The sequence below is a fragment of the Alteromonas sp. MB-3u-76 genome (genome assembly GCF_002831605.1).
GTDB lineage: Bacteria > Pseudomonadota > Gammaproteobacteria > Enterobacterales > Alteromonadaceae > Alteromonas > Alteromonas hispanica.
Window position 1 is genome coordinate 4,200,602 of the sequence record NZ_CP025115.1, and the last position, 18,282, is coordinate 4,218,883.

The window sequence follows — 18,282 nt, forward strand, 5'->3', positions numbered from 1 at the left end:
AAAATTGTTAAAAAAAGCCCACGGCTATGCGTGGGCTTGGCGTTTTTGTTTGCTACTGCTCTAAGCTAGTTCTGTTAACTAACTTTTTTCATATGAGAAATCTTAACCGTATCAGTTTCCTGGACCGGCTTTAACGATTGCATCACTCACATCGTATTTTTCAAAGTTTTGCTGGAAGTCATTTACTAAATTAGCCGCAAATTCTTCGTAGCGTGCTTTATCTTCCCACGTATTCTTAGGAACAAGTAGGTTTGTATCAACACCAGGAACTGCAACAGGAACATCCAGATTGAGTCCATCAATGTGCTGAGTTTCAACATTTTCAAGTTCACCCGAAACAATGGCGTCGATAATGGCGCGAGTAGTGGGTATATCGAAACGGCTTCCTGTTCCATATGGCCCGCCAGTCCAGCCCGTATTCACCAAGAACACTTTTGCACCAAACGATTTCACGCGCTTTATTAGCAGTTCTGCATAAACGCTTGCAGGACGGGGGAAGAAGGGCGCGCCAAAACACGTAGAAAATGTAGATTCGATATCGCTTGTAGAACCGATTTCCGTAGAGCCCACTTTCGCAGTGTAACCACTGAGGAAATGATAGGCAGCAGCCTCTTCACTCAACACAGATACTGGAGGTAATACGCCGCTAACATCACAGGTAAGAAAAACTACAGAGCGTGGCTCACCACCTCTATTTTGTTCAACGCGCTTTTCAATGTGCTCTAACGGGTAAGCGGCACGCGAGTTTTGAGTAAGCGATGTATCTGTATAAACCGGTGTGCGTGTTTCATCAAGCACAACGTTTTCTAAAATGGTACCAAATTTGATTGCATCCCAAATTACCGGCTCATTTTTTTGCGACAGATCGATGCATTTTGCATAGCATCCACCCTCAATGTTAAATACGCTACCCGGAGCCCAGCCGTGCTCGTCATCGCCAATAAGGAAGCGCTTTGGATCGGCAGACAATGTGGTTTTTCCCGTGCCTGACAAACCGAAGAATAAGGTAACATCGCCTTCTTCACCCACGTTTGCCGAACAGTGCATAGGCAGTACATCTTTTGCAGGTAGCAGGAAGTTTTGTACCGAGAACATCGCTTTTTTCATTTCGCCGGCATAACGCATGCCCGCGATCAACACGCGTTTTTTCGCAAAGTTGATAATTACGGTGCCATCGCTGTTCGTACCATCACGCTCTGGCACGCACTCAAACCCAGGTACATTGAGTATTTGCCAAGGCTGCTCGTTTCTTGTATTCCACTGCTCTGGAATAATGAATAAGTTGCGGGCAAATACATGCTGCCATGCAGTCTGCGTACGAACCTCTAGAGGTATCGCGTGCTCTGGATCTGAACCCACCTGCAAATGCGATAAAAAGTGCTCTTGTGATGATAGAAATGCGTCAACGCGATCCCATAATGCATCGAACTTATCTGCGTCGAAGGGCTTGTTCACTTTACCCCAATCGATTTCATTCTCGCTTGAAGGCTCTTTAACAATAAATCTGTCGTTAGGAGAACGCCCTGTTCGCTTACCCGTTTCAACAACAAGCGCGCCATTCTTATCGAGAACGCCTTCGCCACGTTCAAGGGCTCGCTGAATAAGCTCGGCAGAGGTCAGGTTAGTGAGCGGTGTAACTTTCAGATCCGTTTGAATTGATGCAGCAGCAGTCATAGTGGTTACCTTTTATGTAATATTTCAAAACGCCTTACAAAAAAGTACCATCATGACAAACCCAAAGTAAACAAGGCCTATTGAGACAAAAACCAGAACAAAAACGAATTAAAATGAGTTAACTTTCAAAAATATTGTTATTTAATTACAAAAAAAACGTTTTCCCCGCAAATATAACAATTAAATTGGTATTACCTTCGTTATTTATATTCACTTTTCGCCACTTAACCGTTGGAAAAATTTTGAAAAAAGTTGAGATTTACATGCAGAGAAAAAAGCGAGGAAGCAAGTGACTACCAACACATTGACCAGTGATCACTTTTTAACCACTGGTCAATTGCAGTACAATTTAAGAGACTTCTAAAACATTTACTGATTCGTAGAGGGGCTATCAAAATTACCATTGTGGATAGCTTCCACATCAATCCTGTCGAATCGGTACTCAACATGGCAATACTGACAGTTCATTTTTACCGCCCCTTCTTCTTCGATAATAGAAATAAGCTCTGCTTTTTCTACATGTCGAAGTGCTTCTGCGCTGCGTTCTTTTGAACAGGTGCACGCAAATGATACTGGTTTCGGCTGATACACTTCTACCTCTTCCTGGTGATACAGGCGGTAGAGTATTTCTTCAACTGACAGCGTGAACATTTCCTCTTCTTTTAACGTTTCCGTTAATTTACTGATGTGCTCAAAGTCGTTGGCAGCTGACACATCTGTTGCACCGGCCTCGGCTGGCAATACTTGCAGCAAAACACCGGCTGCTTTTGCATTTTGTGCATCTTGAAGGTCTGTCATCAGCTGAACTTTTGTAGCAAGCTGTTCAGATTGCTGAAAGTAGCCTTCTATACATTCTGCCAAACTGGGTTTATCCAGTGCTACCACGCCTTGGTATCGCTCACCTTCATCTGGTGTAATGGTAATCACTAATACCGCTTGAGTGAGTAATTCAGAAAAGCTAGTTGGCAACGTAGCTAAAGTCTCATCCCAGCGCGCAACACCACGAAGGGTTTGATTATGTGTCGCATTCACTACCGCGTAACTTACTGGCCCTTTGCTTTGTACCTGTAGCGCAATTTCACCTTCAAACTTTAATGTTGCGGTGAGTAATGAGGTTGCCGCCGCCATTTCACAAAGCAATTGTTGAATCTGAACGGGGTACTCGTAGCTATGTACAATATTTTTTAAGCTGTCGTTAAGACGAACTAGCTCGCCACGCACGTTAGCTTGAGTAAAAAGAAAGCGGTGTAATTGGTCGAAGTCGCTCATAATAATCCTGTTTACAGCGTGTTACTGCTGTTTAAATTTAATAATCTGTCGTCGCTGCTTTTTATCAGGCCTGTGATCGGGTTTCGGGCTATGAAAGGCATTGAGTTTTCGCGCCGCCTGGTTTTCTTCACGCTTTGTTACACTTTCAGGTGTCTCTTCGTAAAGTTGCTGTGCCAGCGGTGCACTCAACCGTTTATCGCTTACACCCAGCACTTCAATGTCGCGATTATCAAAGCCCGAGGGAACTAAAAGCCGTGCACCAACCTCTACGTTTCTGCTTGGTTTAGCCCGCTGTCCGTTGTAGTGAACTTTACCCGACTGCACCATGTCTCGTGCTATCGCGCGAGTTTTAAAGAACCTTGCAGCCCACAGCCACTTGTCCAGCCTGACACTTTGTGTTGTATTGTTGCTATTCGATTGGTTCATATAATAATTTCGTAACGGTGTTGCTCTAGAGTTGTGACCCTAACCTTTACTAGGCTATTATGGGTCGCCAAAGCGCGGTTAACCAAAAATTTAACTTAATTTTAAAAAGCAGTACCATCAGTGGCAGCATGACATTCAATAAACCCAATCCACAAACCCTGGTTGTTTTTGTGAACCAGCATCAAAAACAACTACACACCCTTGTAGTGGTTCTGCTAAGTCTGTATTTAATTGCATTCGCAGCCAAACTTATGTGGCAGATTATACCTGAACCACAATTATCTGCGACACCTACCACAGCGCGTATCGCCCCTGTGAGTACGTCGAACGGCAGAAGTGGGGTCAACCTAAGTAAAATACAACAGCTTAATCTATTTGGAGATGCCGCAGCCGCCCCCAAAGTAGAAACCATCGAAAAAGTAACAGACGCTCCAGAAACTCGCTTGAATTTAACGCTTACTGGGGTAGTTGCAAGTACGGAAAAAAACTCGGGCACCGCGATTATTGAAAACAGAGGCAGCCAAGCCGTTTATGGTTTAGGTGAAAAAATTGAAGGTACTAATGCAACGCTTCAGACTGTATATAACGACCGCGTTATTATAAGAAACGGAGTAAGAAACGAAACTTTGATGCTAGACGGTATAGATTATGAAGAAGCTAACCGCAGGCGAGAACAACTAGCTCGCCAACAGCCTTCACCGGCGCGCAACAACAGTGATGATGAAGAACAAAGACTTAGTGGCGAAGCGCTAGAAGCTACCGCTGCGTTGCGAGACAGCCCCGCTAATTTCACCGACTATATTTCGATATCTCCTAAAATGGAAGACGGCCAATTAATAGGTTATCAAGTAAGTCCCGGCAAAGAACCTGCGCTGTTTGCGTCGGCGGGTCTTCAATCAGGAGATGTTATTTCACAAATTAACGGTTTAGATCTTACTGATTTACAACAATCGCAGGCGGCGCTATCTGAGCTTCGCAATTCGCAATCAATAGAATTAACCATTATTCGCGATGGAAGTTATACCACGCTGTATCTCGACTTGCCTGAGTCATAAAACTCTTATAACAAACTGACATTATTTGCAGTTAGGCAAGAAGCGTGGCTACAACGGCTATAGGCAGATTAAGAAATAAAGGAAGTTAGAATGAAAAGGCGCACAAGCCAAAAACTATTATCTCGCTTAATCACTTCGGTGTGTTCAGCGCTTCTGTGTGTCTCGGTGACCGCCGCCGAATACATGCCTAATTTTAAAGATACCGATATTAATGAGTTCATCAATATCGTGGGCAAGAACTTAGAGCGAACGATTATTGTCGACCCTAATGTACGCGGCAAAATTAGCGTGCGTAGTTACGATATGCTCAGCGAAGATCAGTATTACCAGTTTTTCCTTAACGTGTTGCAAGTTTATGATTTTGCTGTTGTTGAAATGCCAAGCGGCATTTTAAAGGTGGTGCGTTCTAAAGATGCAAAAACATCAAATATCCCGGTGGTTGAAGGGGCGCAGCAAGACGGTGACGAATTCATCACTCGCGTTGTGCCTGTTTACAACGTTCCGGTTAGAGAACTAGCCCCCATCCTTCGCCAACTTAATGACCAAGCCGGCGGCGGAAATGTAGTGAGCCACGACCCATCAAACGTAATGATGCTGACCGGTAGAGCTGCTGTTGTTAACCGTTTGGTTGAAATAATTGAACGTGTAGACCGTGCCGGTGACGAAGAAGTTGAAATCGTAAAGTTACGCTATGCATCAGCGTCTGAGATGGTGCGTATCATCGAAAGCATTAATAAATCGCAGGGTAAAGCAAATACCGGTGCTAAATCTGACCCACGTGTAGTAGCAGACGACAGAACGAACTCCGTCATTGTGAGCGGCGACGTTAAAGCGCGCCAGCGACTCATCACCCTTATTCAACGCATGGACCAAGAGCTTGAGTCTAACGGCAATACCCGAGTGCTTTTCCTAAACTACGCAAAAGCAGAAGACATGGTAAAAGTACTTCAGGGTGTATCAGCAAGTATCCAAGCCGAAGTGCAGGGCAGCACAAACACTTCTTCGCGCCGCTCTTCGTCAAATCGCGATGTCAGTATAGACGCCCATGAAGACTCAAACGCCATCGTAATTACCGCAGAACCCGATATGATGCGCTCACTTGAAGAAGTGGTTCGTCAACTCGACATTCGCCGCGCTCAGGTGCAAGTTGAAGCCATTATTGTTGAAGTATTTGAAGGTGACGGCACAACCCTTGGCGTGCAGTGGGTGTCAGAAGAAGGCGGCGGCACACAATTTAATAACGGCGTTATACCCGTTGGCTCTCTTGGTGTTGCACTACGCCAAGCTGAAGATAGAGAAGTAAATCGTACTAACGTCACGGCAAACGGCGAAGTAGTTACCTCAAGCGAAACGATAGAAGGTGATTTCACTGCACTAGCCAGCCTCCTTGGCGGCGCAAACGGCATGATTGCCGGCATTATTGAAGATGGCTGGGGTGCGGTTGTTCAAGCGGTGAGTACAGATACTAACTCTAATATTCTTGCTACTCCTCACCTTACCACAATGGATAACGAAGAAGCCTTCTTTATTGTCGGTCAGGAAGTTCCAATTATTACGGGTACAACAACAGGTGACAATAATTCAAATCCATTCCAAACCGTAGATCGTCAAGAAGTGGGTATAAAGCTTAAAGTCACTCCACAAATAAACGAAGGTGATGCAGTTCAACTGCTAATTGAACAAGAAGTTTCAAGCGTAAGCGGCGCAACATCGGTAGATATCTCTATCAACAAGCGTGAAATCAAAACTACGGTTATTGTTGATGATGGCGGCACTATTGTACTTGGTGGGTTGATAGATGAAGATATTCAAGAAAGTGTGTCAAAAGTACCGCTTCTAGGTGACATTCCAATTCTTGGTAACCTGTTCAAAACCACCTCTACCAGCAAGCGTAAGCGCAACCTAATGGTATTTTTAAAGCCTACGATTGTTCGCGACGGCGCCACAATGAACTCTATCAGCCATAGAAAGTACAATTACATTCGTGCGCTTCAGCTGAAACGCCAGCAGGACGGTGTGTCGTTAATGCCAAACTCAGATACACCGACAATGCCTAATTGGGATGATGAACTGTCGCTTCCCCCTTCTTTTGAAGAGTATCTAACTGAGAAAGAAAATAAAGAAGGTAATGAGTAGTATGTCAGGGCAAGACGAACAACTTACTCAGGCACTCGAAGCACAAGAAGAAGTACTAGAGGCAATGGGCGAAGATGATCTTCCAGAACAAGAAGATGGGCCCAAACAGCTTTCTTTTAGTTTTGCAAAGCGAAACCAAGTGCTGCTGGAAGTAAACGAAACTCCTGCTGTTTTGTATTTTACCGAGAACACACCGTTTGACGTATTTGCTGAAGTGCGCCGCTTTTATGGCGAGCCTTTTGTGCCTAAATCGATACCCGCCGATGAGTTTGAAAGCTTTCTTACCACCGCTTTCCAGCGGGATAGTTCGGCTGCTAAACAGCTAATGGAAGATTTAGGCAATGAAAGCGACCTGTTTGCCCTTGCCGAAGATTTGCCTGATACAGAAGACTTACTTGATAGTGAAGACGACGCGCCAATTATCAAGCTGATTAACGCTATGCTTGGTGAGGCAATAAAAGAAGGTGCGTCCGATATTCATATTGAAACTTTCGAAAATCAATTGGTCGTACGCTTTCGTGTAGACGGTGTATTACGTGAAATACTGCGCCCTAATCGCAAGCTATCTTCCATGCTGGTGTCGCGAATTAAAGTTATGGCGAAGTTAGATATTGCCGAAAAGCGAGTACCTCAAGATGGGCGTATTACGCTGAGAATTGCGGGACGAGCAGTAGACGTTCGTGTATCTACCATGCCTTCTAGCCACGGTGAGCGAGTAGTACTGCGTCTTCTAGATAAAAATAATGCGCGCCTAAACCTTGAAGATTTAGGCATGACGTTAGAAAACCGCAATCACTTTTCTACGTTAATTAGAAAGCCCCACGGCATTATTTTGGTTACAGGCCCTACCGGTTCAGGTAAAAGTACCACGCTTTATGCTGGTCTTAGCGAGATTAACTCTCGAGATAGAAATATCCTTACCGTTGAAGATCCTATCGAATTCGATTTACCCGGCATTGGGCAAACTCAGGTTAACCCTCGTGTAGATATGACCTTTGCAAGAGGTTTACGCGCCATATTACGTCAAGATCCAGACGTGGTAATGGTGGGTGAAATTCGAGACATTGAAACCGCCCAAATTGCTGTGCAAGCCAGTTTAACCGGTCACTTGGTACTATCCACGCTGCATACCAATACCGCTGCTGGCGCCATTACGCGATTAGAAGATATGGGCATCGAGCCTTTCTTACTCTCGTCGAGTTTGCTTGCTGTGCTGTCGCAGCGCTTGGTTAGAACCTTGTGCAAAGAATGCAAACAGCCTCACACGCCAGATGCATCACAGCTCGAAGTATTAGGCTCTGCTGCTAATGCCGACACGGTTATTTATACGCCCCGCGGATGTGCTGCTTGCAATCAAACCGGCTATCGCGGTCGCACCGGTATTCATGAACTACTGCTTGTTGACGAACGAGTACGGGAAATGATGCACGACGGGGTGGGTGAACAAGCTATCGAACGTCACATTAGAGCCACCACACCTAGCATACGAGAAGACGGCTGTAGAAAAGTGCTGTCTGGGGTAACCTCCCTTGAAGAAGTATTACGAGTAACGAGGGAAGACTAATATGGCAGCGTTCGCCTATAAAGCGGTCAATGCCCGCGGTAAAAATGAAAATGGTGTGCTTGAAGGTGACAATGCTCGCCAGGTTCGCCAGCAGCTGCGCGAGAAAGGTTTAATCCCTCTTGACGTAGAGCAGGTTGCCGAACGCGCCCAAAATAATAGCGCTGGGTTTAACTTTACGTTGTTTAAACCGCGTATATCAGCCTCTGACCTCGCGCTTCTCACTCGCCAAATGGCCACTCTTGTAGAATCTGCACTTCCTGTAGAAGAAGCACTGCTGGCTGTTGCTGAGCAATGTGAGAAGCCTCGTCAGAAAAATATGATGATGGCGGTTCGCAGTAAAGTAGTTGAAGGCCATGGCTTAGCCGACGCTCTTGCGGAATTTCCGAGCGTATTCGACGACCTATATCGCTCTATGGTAGCGGCAGGCGAAAAATCGGGACACTTAGACACAGTATTAAATCGCTTGGCTGATTACACTGAACGGCGCCAGCAAACGCGTAGTCAAATTACTCAGGCACTGGTGTATCCGTCGCTAATGCTGTTCTTTGCAATGGGCATTGTTCTGCTATTGCTTACCGTAGTAGTACCCAAAATTGTGGGGCAATTCGACCACATGGGTCAGGACCTTCCCGGCATAACGCAGTTTCTTATATCACTCAGTACTTGGCTGCAAAACTACGGCCTGTTTATGCTTATCGCCATTGCGGTGCTCATTGTTATCTTGCAGCGGGTTTTACAACAAAAGTTAATGAAACTGCGCTATCACAAAGCGCTTTTAAAAGTACCGCTCATTGGAAAGGTTACTAGAGGCCTTAATACAGCTAGGTTTGCACGTACGCTAAGTATTCTTAGCGCCAGTGCAGTGCCGCTTTTAGAAGCCATGCGAATTTCAGGCGATGTACTTGAAAACCAGTACATAAAAAATCAAGTAGCCGATGCTGCCATTAACGTTAAAGAAGGCAGCAGCTTGCGTGCTGCACTAGATAACACAAAAATATTTCCACCCATGATGATGCATATGATTGCGTCAGGTGAGAAGTCGGGTGAATTGCAACAAATGCTTGCCCGAGCCGCAGATAACCAAGATAGGGAATTCGAGTCGCTTATTGGTGTCTCACTGAAGGTATTTGAGCCCTTACTGATAGTCACAATGGCAGGAATAGTTTTGTTTATCGTAATGGCAATTCTGCAGCCAATTTTAGCATTGAACAACATGGTGAATATGTAATGAAATCTTTAAAACGTAGTTCTGGATTCAGTTTAATTGAAGTAATGGTCGTGCTGTTGATTATCGGCATTATGGCATCAATGGTTGCCCCTCAAATATTAGGCAACCAAGAAGAAGCACAGCTTAAGAAAGCGGCCGTAGATATTCAGCAAATGGAAAGTGCGCTGGAAATGTATAAGCTTCGCAATAACCGTTTTCCTACAACTGAACAAGGTCTTGATGCCTTAGTAACAGCACCGACGGTGGATCCCATTCCTCGCAATTATCCAGAAGGCGGGTTTATAAAACGCTTACCTGAAGATCCTTGGGGCAACCCCTATGCGCTAATAAGCCCAGGAGAACTTGGTGTGGTGGACATATTCTCTAACGGCCCAGATGGTGAACCAGGTACCGACGACGACATCGGCAACTGGAATATCAACGAATATCTTAACTAAGTACGTTATGTATCATAGTGGCAATACTCATTTAAGAACGAAGGGCTTCACTCTATTAGAAGTCATGTTGGTATTGCTACTTATGGGTCTTGCTGCTGGTTACGTTATGTTTAACGCTTTCGGTGCCAGCAAGTCAGACTTACTAAAGAGCCAAGCACAACGGCTACAAGTTATCGTAGATATGGCAAGCGACTTTGCCGTGCTTAATCAGCAGCAACTTGGTGTGCGTGTTGAGCAGGACGACAGCGAATATTACTTCGTTTATCTAGACGATAACGATGAATGGCAGCGTATTGAAGATGAGAAGGTATATGGTGAGCACACCCTACCCGAGCCTTTCACGCTCACTCTCAATTTAGATGATTTACCTTGGGTGGTTGAAGACAGACTATTCGACAGAGAATTGTTCGACGAAACCTTAAGCGTGTCTGAAGACGGCGTAGAAATTGGTAGCGAAGAAGATAAAAAGCTACCTCCACCGCAAATATTAATTATGTCGAGCGGCGAAATAACGCCCTTTACGCTGTCGTTCAATTACGACGGTAAGGAAGGTGATGAACCGGTTTATTTTAGTCTTCAAAATAAAGACTTACCGCCGCTTTTTCTTGAGGGACCATTGGAGCGACCGCTATGACTTTGTCGCTACATTCTATACGCCGCAAACAACAAGGCCTTACGCTTCTTGAGGTTATGGTTGCCCTGCTAATTTTTGCACTCACCGGCACTGCTATATTAAAAGCCGCTGGCGATCACTTATCTAGCGTAGGTCAAATTGAATCGGTTACCTTTGCGAACTGGGTTGCTAGCAATCGTTTAAATCAGCTACAACTTGAAACTACATGGCCGCCTAAAAACAATTTAAAAGGCTCTATGGAAATGGCCGACAGAACTTGGTTTTGGCAACAAAAGGTAACCAAGACTAACGATGCCGACCTTCGCTCGGTAACAATATCTGTGGGCGAAGACCAAAATTACGCAAGTAGTGTGACCTCTGTCACTACCTTCGTCGCCAAACCAACGAAGAGTTAATACGATGCAGCGCGGTTTCACACTCATTGAAATACTTGTCGCTATGGCGATTTTTACGCTTATTGGCTTGGCCTCTACCGGCTTACTGACCACCGTTATAGATAGCAATACGCTGTCACAAGAACGTTTTGAAAAGCTTCAGCTACTGCAGCGCGCTATGGTGACCATCGAGCGAGACATTCAGCAAGCGGTATCTCGTTCGGTTCGGGTAGACGGAGAGAAGCGTGAAATTGTTATGGCGGGGGGAGAAGTCGAGGGAAGTGACGATGATGGCATAGGCTTTGTGCGCGGAGGCTGGCATAACCCTCAACTTATGTTACCAAGAAGCACACTCCAATATGTAGCTTACAGACTTCGCGACAACCAGCTTGAGCGTCTGTACAGTAACTATGTTGATAACGTTATTGGTTACGAGCCCAAAGTGCGTGTGCTGCTAGATGAAATAGAAAGCTTTAAGGTTGAGTTCTTAGCTGGCAACAATAGTTCATCCACGGTTGAAGAAGATGACGACATAAAATGGAGCGAAAGTTATCAGGGCAAGGTACTGCCTCGTGCTGTGGCCATTGAGTTTGTGAGTAAAGACTTTGGCTTGTTACGCCGCGAGTTTACCTTGATATCAGGTAATTCGTAATGAGACGTTCTGTGCCTCAATCACCCGCCAATCAGAAGGGCGTTGCCCTGATGATTGTGCTGATGATAGTAGCCCTTGTTGCGGTACTTGCCACTGAGATGGGCACTAGGCTGCAACTTCAGGTGCAGCGAACCATGAATCTAAAAGATAACAATCAGGCTTACTGGTATGCCATGGGGGCTGAGGCGTTTGCGAGAAAATCAATTAAAACGCTGATTGAAGAAACGCCAGAAAAAATATCTCTAGATCAGCCTTGGGCACAAGAATTCGCTTACCCTTTAGATGGTGGTGGACTAACCGCTAACTTAAAAGACTTACGGGCGTGCTTTAATCTTAATGCTATTGCTTCTGGCGCAACTAGTGCTGGCTCAAATAATTCAGGCAACACAACAGAAGCGATGGATGCCTTTGGCAATATGCTACTGGCCTTGGGTATAGACGGTTTAGATTCCTATACCGCAGAGACGCTTAGAGACAGTCTTGCCGACTGGGTAGACGAGGACGATAACCAGCGGCCCTATGGCGCTGAAGACAGTGAATACGAATCTCGGGAGTATCCTTATTTAGCGGCAAACGGACCTATTGCGTCTATCAGCGAATTGCGCATTATTAACGGCGCATCGCCTCAGTGGCTAAACAACGTTCTTTCGCTGGTGTGTGTCATACCGGATAACGTAGAGCTAAAAGTGAACGTTAATACCCTTGATGATGACAAAGCTCCTTTGCTAGCGGGATTAACCGGGCTAGATTTACAACAAGCTACCAGCTTGTTGTCTAGCAGACCGCAAGACGGCTGGGACGAAGTGGAAGACTTCTTAAACGAACCATCTATTCAGGCACTAAGCCTATCAAATACCCGAAGGGACTGGTTTACGGTTAAATCAGAATACTTTATTTTGCATACAAAAACTCAATACAATAAAGCAACATTTAAGCTTTCCACCGTGTTTCAAGCAAGCACAGATAGTGGCGTTACTATATTGAAGCGCGAGTTCGGAGGAACACAATAATGGAACAACTACTGGTACGGTTGGGCGCAAACAAAAGCGACCCGGTAAGCTGGCTGGTTTACTCAACCACAGATGACGACATCATTGCATCTGGAGAGTTAGAGAATGCTGATGCACTGTCGACGCTTAATGAGCGTACGGGACAGCGAACAGTAATTGCGCTAGCCCCTAGCAGCGAGATCTTGCTGAAGTGGGTAACCTTGCCTCCGCGCGCTGGAAGAAAGGTGATTGCAGCACTTCCTTTTATGTTAGAAGAAGAGCTAGCCACGGATATCAGTCAGCAGTTCTTTGCCTTGGGCCCTAAAATAGGCAATGAACAGGCAGTGGCGGTTGTAAGTCACGAAAAACTCCAGCAGTGGCAGCAGTGGCTTGGAGAAGCTGAGCTGTTTTGTGACACCATTATTCCAGATGTGCTTGCCGTTCCCTATACCGAAGATGGTTGGTCAGTACTTACTTTAGGCGAACAACTGCTAGTAAGACAAGATAACTTTAAAGGTATTCAAGGAGAACAAGAGTGGCTGTTGCCTACCCTTGCCCACTTTACCTCGCAGCATGAAACTCCGGTAAAGGTGACTAATTTTGCGGGTATCGATCTTTCAAACCTGCCCAATATTGAAGAAACAGAAACGCCGCTAGAGCTTCCTATGCAGGTACTTGCTAAGGAGGCTATGACGACAAGCTTTAATTTGTGTCAGGGTGAATACAGAATTAAACGCAAGCGCAGCAGCGCTTTATCTCAATGGCGAGTTGCTGCAGTGCTTGCTGTGCTTGTGCTGTGTACCAGCCTAATTGATAAAACAGTTTCGCTGTATCAGTTAAAATCTCAAAACGAGGCCTTGCGAACTCAAATTAGCGACACTGTAAAACGCGGCTTCCCTAATATTGGCGCTTATCGCGACGTTCGCCGCAAACTGCAAAGCGAAATGGCTAAGCTAGAACAAAGCGGCGGCAATGCCTCTATGTTAGTGATGCTCGACCAACTCTCTCCAGCTTTTTCAGCAACGGGCGTTAAACCTCAAACTCTTAGGTTTGACGCTAGCCGCACAGAAATTCGTATTCAGGCAGAGGGTAAAAGTTTTGAAGCACTCGAAAAATTCAAAAAATCTGTAGAACAAGCAGGCTTTTTGGTTGAGCAAGGTGCAATTAATAATCGCGATAGCGGTGTAATAGGCACAGTTTCTATTAGGAGTACATCATGAACGCGTTATTAGAAAGATACAAAGCGCTCACAGAACGCGAGCAAAAACTGGTTATCTTGTCTGGTGTTTTCATTGTTATCGCTTTGTTTTATTTTGCTATCTGGTCTCCGCTTAATAATGCGCTGGCCCAGCAGCAAAAGTTGCTCGACAACCAACAATCGCTGCTTGTGTGGGTAAAAGACAGTGCAGCGCGTGCCCAACAGCTTCGCAGAGTTTCTGGTTCAGAAAAGAACTTTTCAGGCTCATTGCCGCAAGCAGTAAATCGCACTACTGCCAAGCACGACATTGCCATTTCCCGAATGCAGCCGCAAAATGACGAGCTTCAAATTTGGGTTGATCAAGCCCCCTTTAATGATGTGCTGGAATGGCTAAAGTCTATGGAAAACATGGGGGTAGTGATTTTACAAGCTGATATCACAACGGCCGATGCCGAAGGGTTTATCAAAATTCGCCGATTACGATTAGGTAAAGCATGAAGTCAAAAATAAGCTGGGTATTAGGTGGAATAGTTGCATTTTTATTGTTCGCTATTGCTTATATGCCCGCAGTTCACGTTATTGGACGCGTTACATTACCGCAAAGTGTTTCTATTGAAGGGGTTAGTGGAACCTTATTTTCAGGTAAAGCACAAACAGTGGTGGTTAACGGTCTACCCATAAACAGCTTTAGATGGGACCTAAACCCGCTCTATATGCTAATTGGGCAAGTTAACCTGGATGTGAAAGCTGGCAACGTTCGCGATAAAAACGAGATAGCGTTTACAGGGCCCATCACCACTGGCTTGTTTAGCCAAAAAACCGTGAGCACCGAGGCGTTTACGCTTTATTTGCCCGTTGACAGGGTGCTGGCGCAAGTTCAACTTCCTTTACCTGTAAATGCTGGAGGACGCTTTAAAGTTGAGCTTGACGAACTCCATTACGGGCCAAGCTGTCGCTCTTTGTCTGGTACAGGAGATTGGCTTAACGCCACAGTAGCGGGAACCAAAGGCCCTATCGACTTTGGTACATACTCAGCTAAGCTGCGCTGTGAAGGCGAAGATATCGGCATTACCGTGAGTGAACCAAACATGCTGGGATTGTCTATCGACGCTACCGTTGCGGCAAACATGAAGCAATTTCAGGTATCAGGCAAATTTAAGCCCGACGACAGCTTACCAAACGAAGTTCACCAAGCTGCCCGTCTTTTTGGACAGCCCGACGCAGATGGCTATACCCGTATAAAGCTGTAATTTTTTGACTGTAAATAATAAGGACAAGGGACTGTAATATGAATAAAGCGTTTATTGTTGGAGCCGGTGTAACTCTCGCGGGGTTATTAATAGCACCCACATTTGTGGGCAATAGCGTAGAATCGCAAACTCGAGCCGCGATAGAGAAAATAGACGACCATCCGCTCTATTCAGCGAGTGTACTTTCCTATGACAAGGGCTGGTTTTCTAGCACTGCTACCATTGAACTCTCTCTAGAAATCGACACTTTGCTAGCCGCACAGCAGATAGACCCTGCGGAACAAGACACTCCAGATAAGCCTGTTGTTATTGCTAAAGTAAACGCATTTCACGGCCCCGTTTATTTTGGCGACGGCGTGGGCATTGCAAAAGTAAAATACAATGCGAGTGTTGATGGAAACATGCTTCGCGAATATGTTACTTGGCAAGAAAATCAGCCGTTTTATTATAATGAAGGGAAAGTAGGCCTGTTTAACGGCCTGAGTTATACCGATACTATTCCCGCGTTAAAAGCGCTTGAAAATGACGGCGACATAGAATTCGTATTTTCTGGTTTTAACGGAGAAGCAAGCGACGAAGGTGGCGCAACTCGCTACATTGGCAGTAGCAAATCTGTTGAGATTAGTGGAGCGGGTTTCTCATTAGGCATGTTAAATACTACTGTTGATATGACCTATCACGGTGACTTTATGGCAGCGATAAGTGGAAAGCTTTTCGAATCAGATGCCGCTCTGACCGCAGAGCAAATAGAATTCTCAGACAGTACAGATACGAATGTCATTATTGATACTTTGCGTATGATCACTTCTACCGACATAGATGAACAAGCTAATACTGCAGATATTTATCTTGAATATGCCGTTGATGACATAAAAGGCGCGGCCCAAGAGGCATCTGACATTGCAATTGGTATTGCAGTAAACAATCTCGATATAGATTTCATTGAAGCTTATCAAGAATTTAGCAATGCATCGTTGATGGTTCCAAGCGAAGATTTGCCTGAAAAGCTTCAGGTGTTTATCAAAGATAATTTATTGCAGCAGCTGCAAACAGAGCCCGAGATTAATATTAAAAAGCTAGCTATGACGCTTCCAGAAGGGAGTATTAAGGGTACAGCAAACTCGAAGTTGACCGGCATAACCTCACTGCCTGACACCATGGAAGATGTTGCTTATTGGGTATCCCACCTATTAATGGATGCACAAATTAGCGCCGACAAAGCGTTCGTTGAAAGCATGGCTTCAGGGTATATGGTAGCTGAGCTTGCTGCAAACCCGCAAACCCAAGGTATGACTGCCGATGAGCTTAAGAGTGCAGCGGAACAGCAGGTGCCTATGGTGCTTGATTCATTCGTTCAACAGGGCCTTTTAAAGGAAACCGAACGGGGCTTTGAAACATCATTTGCATTGAAAGACGGAACAGCAACCATAAATGGCACCGAGGTACCTCTCCCATTTGCCCAATAGTGGCCGGTTTATGCGCTTATTTTTAGTGCTGGTCTGTCGCTAAAACGACAGACGAAGTCTTTAAAAGTAAGGTAGTTTGAATAACAGCGAACAACCAACACTCAGAGTGTTTAAACATGCAGCTTGAAAGATGGCATAGCGGCGGTGACTTTTTTACCGTTAACGGGCAAAAGATATTTTTCCGCACTAACGGTGAAGGGCCAGCCTTACTGCTTATCCACGGCTATCCCACAGCCAGTTATGACTGGGTAAAACTATGGCCCACATTAACAAAGTACTTTCGCTGCATTACGCTTGATATGCTGGGATTCGGATTTAGCTTCAAAGCGCCAGTAAAATATCAAATTACTCAACAGGCCGGTATTATCTGTGCACTTATGAAGCATCTAAACGTGCCTGAAACACACGTAGTTTCTCACGACTATGGTGACACAGTTGCCCAAGAACTTATGGCCCAGCAGGCCGATGGTTCGCTGCCATTTCATATCAGTACGCTTAATCTTTTAAATGGCGGCCTCTTTCCAGAAACCCATTTAGCCTTACCTATTCAAAAGCTTTTACTTTCTCCCGTTGGAGGAATACTTATTCGCTTTCTCAATAAAAACGCTATTAGAAAAAGTATGCGGGGTATTTTTGGCGAAACTACACCGCCAACTGAACAAGACATTGATGATTTTTGGACGTTGATCAGTACCAACAGCGGTCATAAATATATGCATCTACTGCTGGATTACATGAATCAGCGCAAAAAGCACAGAGAGCGATGGGTGACAGCACTTCAAAATGCCAAAATTCCAATAAGGTTAACGGTCGGTATGTCAGATCCTATTTCAGGAGCTCATATGGCCAGTCGATACAAGGAGCTCATTCCCAACCCACACGTGGTAGAACTGAATAACATTGGTCATTACCCACAAATAGAGAGCCCGAAAGAAGTGTTAGCATCAGTGCTTGAGCATATTGAGAGAAGCGCAGAGGACAAAGGCTAAATAAACCATAAAAGCATTCACAGGCATATCGAGTAGGGTGAGGCTTGCGCCTCATCCCTCTCACAGAACCGTACGTACGGGCCTCGTATACGGCTCCTGCATACTTCATATCACTTGCTAAGTGACACAATGCTAATTTGCAATCTAGTATCGTGCGCCCTATGGACATCGTTCATTTTCTAACATTGTGGTAACTTTCATTGCAGGGTTTGGCGTTCTAGCACTGAGGCAATCTACCAAATTTGACTACAATTACTTCCCATATACGGCCTGTCTCACCAGACATCACTATTCCTAGCGCACCGATTCGACTTGTCCCGCTGATCTGGCGGCTTGTGTATCAATGATAAAAAAACTCACAACTCATCAGAGTCTTAAAGTCTGCTTCCCCCCTTCGCAATCCATTTAAGCTTTTGGCTAAAATAGATCCTATCAAACACAATGCTGATAGTCGGCTTGGTTTTACCCTCCACACCATTACTGGCTTTCATCGGCCTAGCCTTACTCACTACTACGGGTTCATCTGCCACCTCACACTCGCAACATTCTTGGATCACTCCTTGAACGATACGTCCAACCATTTGATTGGATCTAATGCCAGGCTTCCCCAGTTACTGCACTGGCTCCCTGTTAGAAATTCCACCCTCAAACACAAAACAGGACTGACTGAGTATCGGGCTTCGCGCTATTTTGCACGCTTACCCTCCTGTCTTGCCGAATCAGGTTCACTTGCGTTGTGTACCTCTAACTTCCTATGGCTTCCTTCAGACCCTGCCGTTGGCCAACAACGCCCTTGCCATTCGGATTATCTTCCCCTCAGTCAGGGTGATTCAGGTTTCTTTCAACCTGACGGGTTTGCCAGCTTCGCTGGGCAAACAAAAAAGGGGCAGAGTAATCACTCTGCCCCTTTTATTTAGCATGCGTCAGTGAGATTTGAATTT

At 45.3% G+C, this 18,282-nt stretch carries 19 protein-coding genes; 15 read left to right on the plus strand and 4 right to left on the minus strand.

What is annotated here, in order from left to right; genetic code table 11:
* Window positions 1–111: 111 nt before the first annotated feature.
* From CW735_RS18675 to hslR, 3 genes are all read right to left on the minus strand, one after another.
* The gene (locus CW735_RS18675) at window positions 112–1,674 is read right to left on the minus strand and encodes a phosphoenolpyruvate carboxykinase (protein ID WP_100973092.1); all 1,563 of its coding nucleotides are present in this window, start codon (window positions 1,672–1,674) and stop codon (window positions 112–114) included.
* A 369-nt stretch (window positions 1,675–2,043) separates the two neighbouring features.
* On the minus strand, window positions 2,044–2,943 hold the full coding sequence (gene hslO, locus CW735_RS18680) for an Hsp33 family molecular chaperone HslO (RefSeq protein ID WP_071980960.1): 900 nt from the start codon (window positions 2,941–2,943) through the stop codon (window positions 2,044–2,046).
* Between the two features lie 21 nt (window positions 2,944–2,964).
* A complete protein-coding gene (gene hslR / locus CW735_RS18685) occupies window positions 2,965–3,369 on the minus strand; it encodes a ribosome-associated heat shock protein Hsp15 (protein ID WP_071980961.1) in 405 nt (134 codons plus the stop codon).
* Window positions 3,370–3,497: 128 nt separating this feature from the next.
* Here hslR and gspC point away from each other — a divergent pair, with 128 nt between their 5' ends.
* The 14 genes from gspC to CW735_RS18755 all read left to right on the plus strand — a co-directional run bounded on the left by gspC (window position 3,498) and on the right by CW735_RS18755 (window position 17,341).
* Complete coding sequence (gene gspC, locus CW735_RS18690) at window positions 3,498–4,424, plus strand: type II secretion system protein GspC (protein ID WP_071981397.1); 927 nt, start codon at window positions 3,498–3,500, stop codon at window positions 4,422–4,424.
* A gap of 90 nt (window positions 4,425–4,514) precedes the next feature.
* Entirely contained in the window at window positions 4,515–6,560 is a 2,046-nt protein-coding gene (gspD, locus tag CW735_RS18695; RefSeq protein WP_071980962.1) for a type II secretion system secretin GspD, read from the plus strand.
* A 1-nt stretch (window position 6,561) separates the two neighbouring features.
* Window positions 6,562–8,124, plus strand: a complete 1,563-nt coding sequence (gspE, locus tag CW735_RS18700) for a type II secretion system ATPase GspE (protein WP_100973318.1) — start codon at window positions 6,562–6,564, stop codon at window positions 8,122–8,124.
* A gap of 1 nt (window position 8,125) precedes the next feature.
* Window positions 8,126–9,352: a type II secretion system inner membrane protein GspF gene (gspF, locus tag CW735_RS18705; protein WP_100973093.1), complete on the plus strand. Its 1,227-nt coding sequence runs from the start codon at window positions 8,126–8,128 to the stop codon at window positions 9,350–9,352.
* Complete coding sequence (gspG, locus tag CW735_RS18710; protein ID WP_071980965.1) at window positions 9,352–9,789, plus strand: type II secretion system major pseudopilin GspG; 438 nt, start codon at window positions 9,352–9,354, stop codon at window positions 9,787–9,789. Before gspF ends, gspG begins: the two co-directional genes overlap by 1 nt.
* 7 nt (window positions 9,790–9,796) lie before the next feature.
* A complete protein-coding gene (gene gspH, locus CW735_RS18715) occupies window positions 9,797–10,423 on the plus strand; it encodes a type II secretion system minor pseudopilin GspH (RefSeq protein WP_071980966.1) in 627 nt (208 codons plus the stop codon).
* Window positions 10,420–10,818 carry a type II secretion system minor pseudopilin GspI gene (gspI, locus tag CW735_RS18720; RefSeq protein WP_083595338.1) on the plus strand — a complete coding sequence of 133 codons (399 nt, stop codon included), beginning with the start codon at window positions 10,420–10,422 and terminating at the stop codon, window positions 10,816–10,818. The genes gspH and gspI overlap by 4 nt, the downstream gene beginning before the upstream one ends.
* Before the next feature lie 4 nt (window positions 10,819–10,822).
* Complete coding sequence (gspJ, locus tag CW735_RS18725; protein ID WP_071980967.1) at window positions 10,823–11,449, plus strand: type II secretion system minor pseudopilin GspJ; 627 nt, start codon at window positions 10,823–10,825, stop codon at window positions 11,447–11,449.
* The gene (gene gspK, locus CW735_RS18730; protein WP_071980968.1) at window positions 11,449–12,459 is read left to right on the plus strand and encodes a type II secretion system minor pseudopilin GspK; all 1,011 of its coding nucleotides are present in this window, start codon (window positions 11,449–11,451) and stop codon (window positions 12,457–12,459) included. The genes gspJ and gspK overlap by 1 nt, the downstream gene beginning before the upstream one ends.
* Window positions 12,459–13,658: a type II secretion system protein GspL gene (gene gspL, locus CW735_RS18735; protein ID WP_071980969.1), complete on the plus strand. Its 1,200-nt coding sequence runs from the start codon at window positions 12,459–12,461 to the stop codon at window positions 13,656–13,658. The genes gspK and gspL overlap by 1 nt, the downstream gene beginning before the upstream one ends.
* On the plus strand, window positions 13,655–14,134 hold the full coding sequence (gspM, locus tag CW735_RS18740) for a type II secretion system protein GspM (protein WP_071980970.1): 480 nt from the start codon (window positions 13,655–13,657) through the stop codon (window positions 14,132–14,134). The genes gspL and gspM overlap by 4 nt, the downstream gene beginning before the upstream one ends.
* Entirely contained in the window at window positions 14,131–14,886 is a 756-nt protein-coding gene (locus CW735_RS18745; protein ID WP_100973094.1) for a type II secretion system protein N, read from the plus strand. Before gspM ends, CW735_RS18745 begins: the two co-directional genes overlap by 4 nt.
* 38 nt (window positions 14,887–14,924) lie before the next feature.
* Window positions 14,925–16,352 (plus strand): YdgA family protein, encoded by a 1,428-nt coding sequence (locus tag CW735_RS18750; RefSeq protein ID WP_100973095.1) that lies wholly within the window; start codon window positions 14,925–14,927, stop codon window positions 16,350–16,352.
* Window positions 16,353–16,468: 116 nt separating this feature from the next.
* Complete coding sequence (locus tag CW735_RS18755; RefSeq protein ID WP_100973096.1) at window positions 16,469–17,341, plus strand: alpha/beta fold hydrolase; 873 nt, start codon at window positions 16,469–16,471, stop codon at window positions 17,339–17,341.
* Between the two features lie 374 nt (window positions 17,342–17,715).
* On the opposite strand, the gene CW735_RS18760 is transcribed toward CW735_RS18755, so the two are convergent.
* Window positions 17,716–17,922 (minus strand): hypothetical protein, encoded by a 207-nt coding sequence (locus CW735_RS18760; RefSeq protein WP_015068459.1) that lies wholly within the window; start codon window positions 17,920–17,922, stop codon window positions 17,716–17,718.
* Between CW735_RS18760 and CW735_RS19680 the strand changes: the two genes are divergently transcribed.
* Window positions 17,923–18,258 carry a hypothetical protein gene (locus tag CW735_RS19680; protein WP_157812725.1) on the plus strand — a complete coding sequence of 112 codons (336 nt, stop codon included), beginning with the start codon at window positions 17,923–17,925 and terminating at the stop codon, window positions 18,256–18,258.
* The last annotated feature ends 24 nt before the right edge of the window (window positions 18,259–18,282 follow it).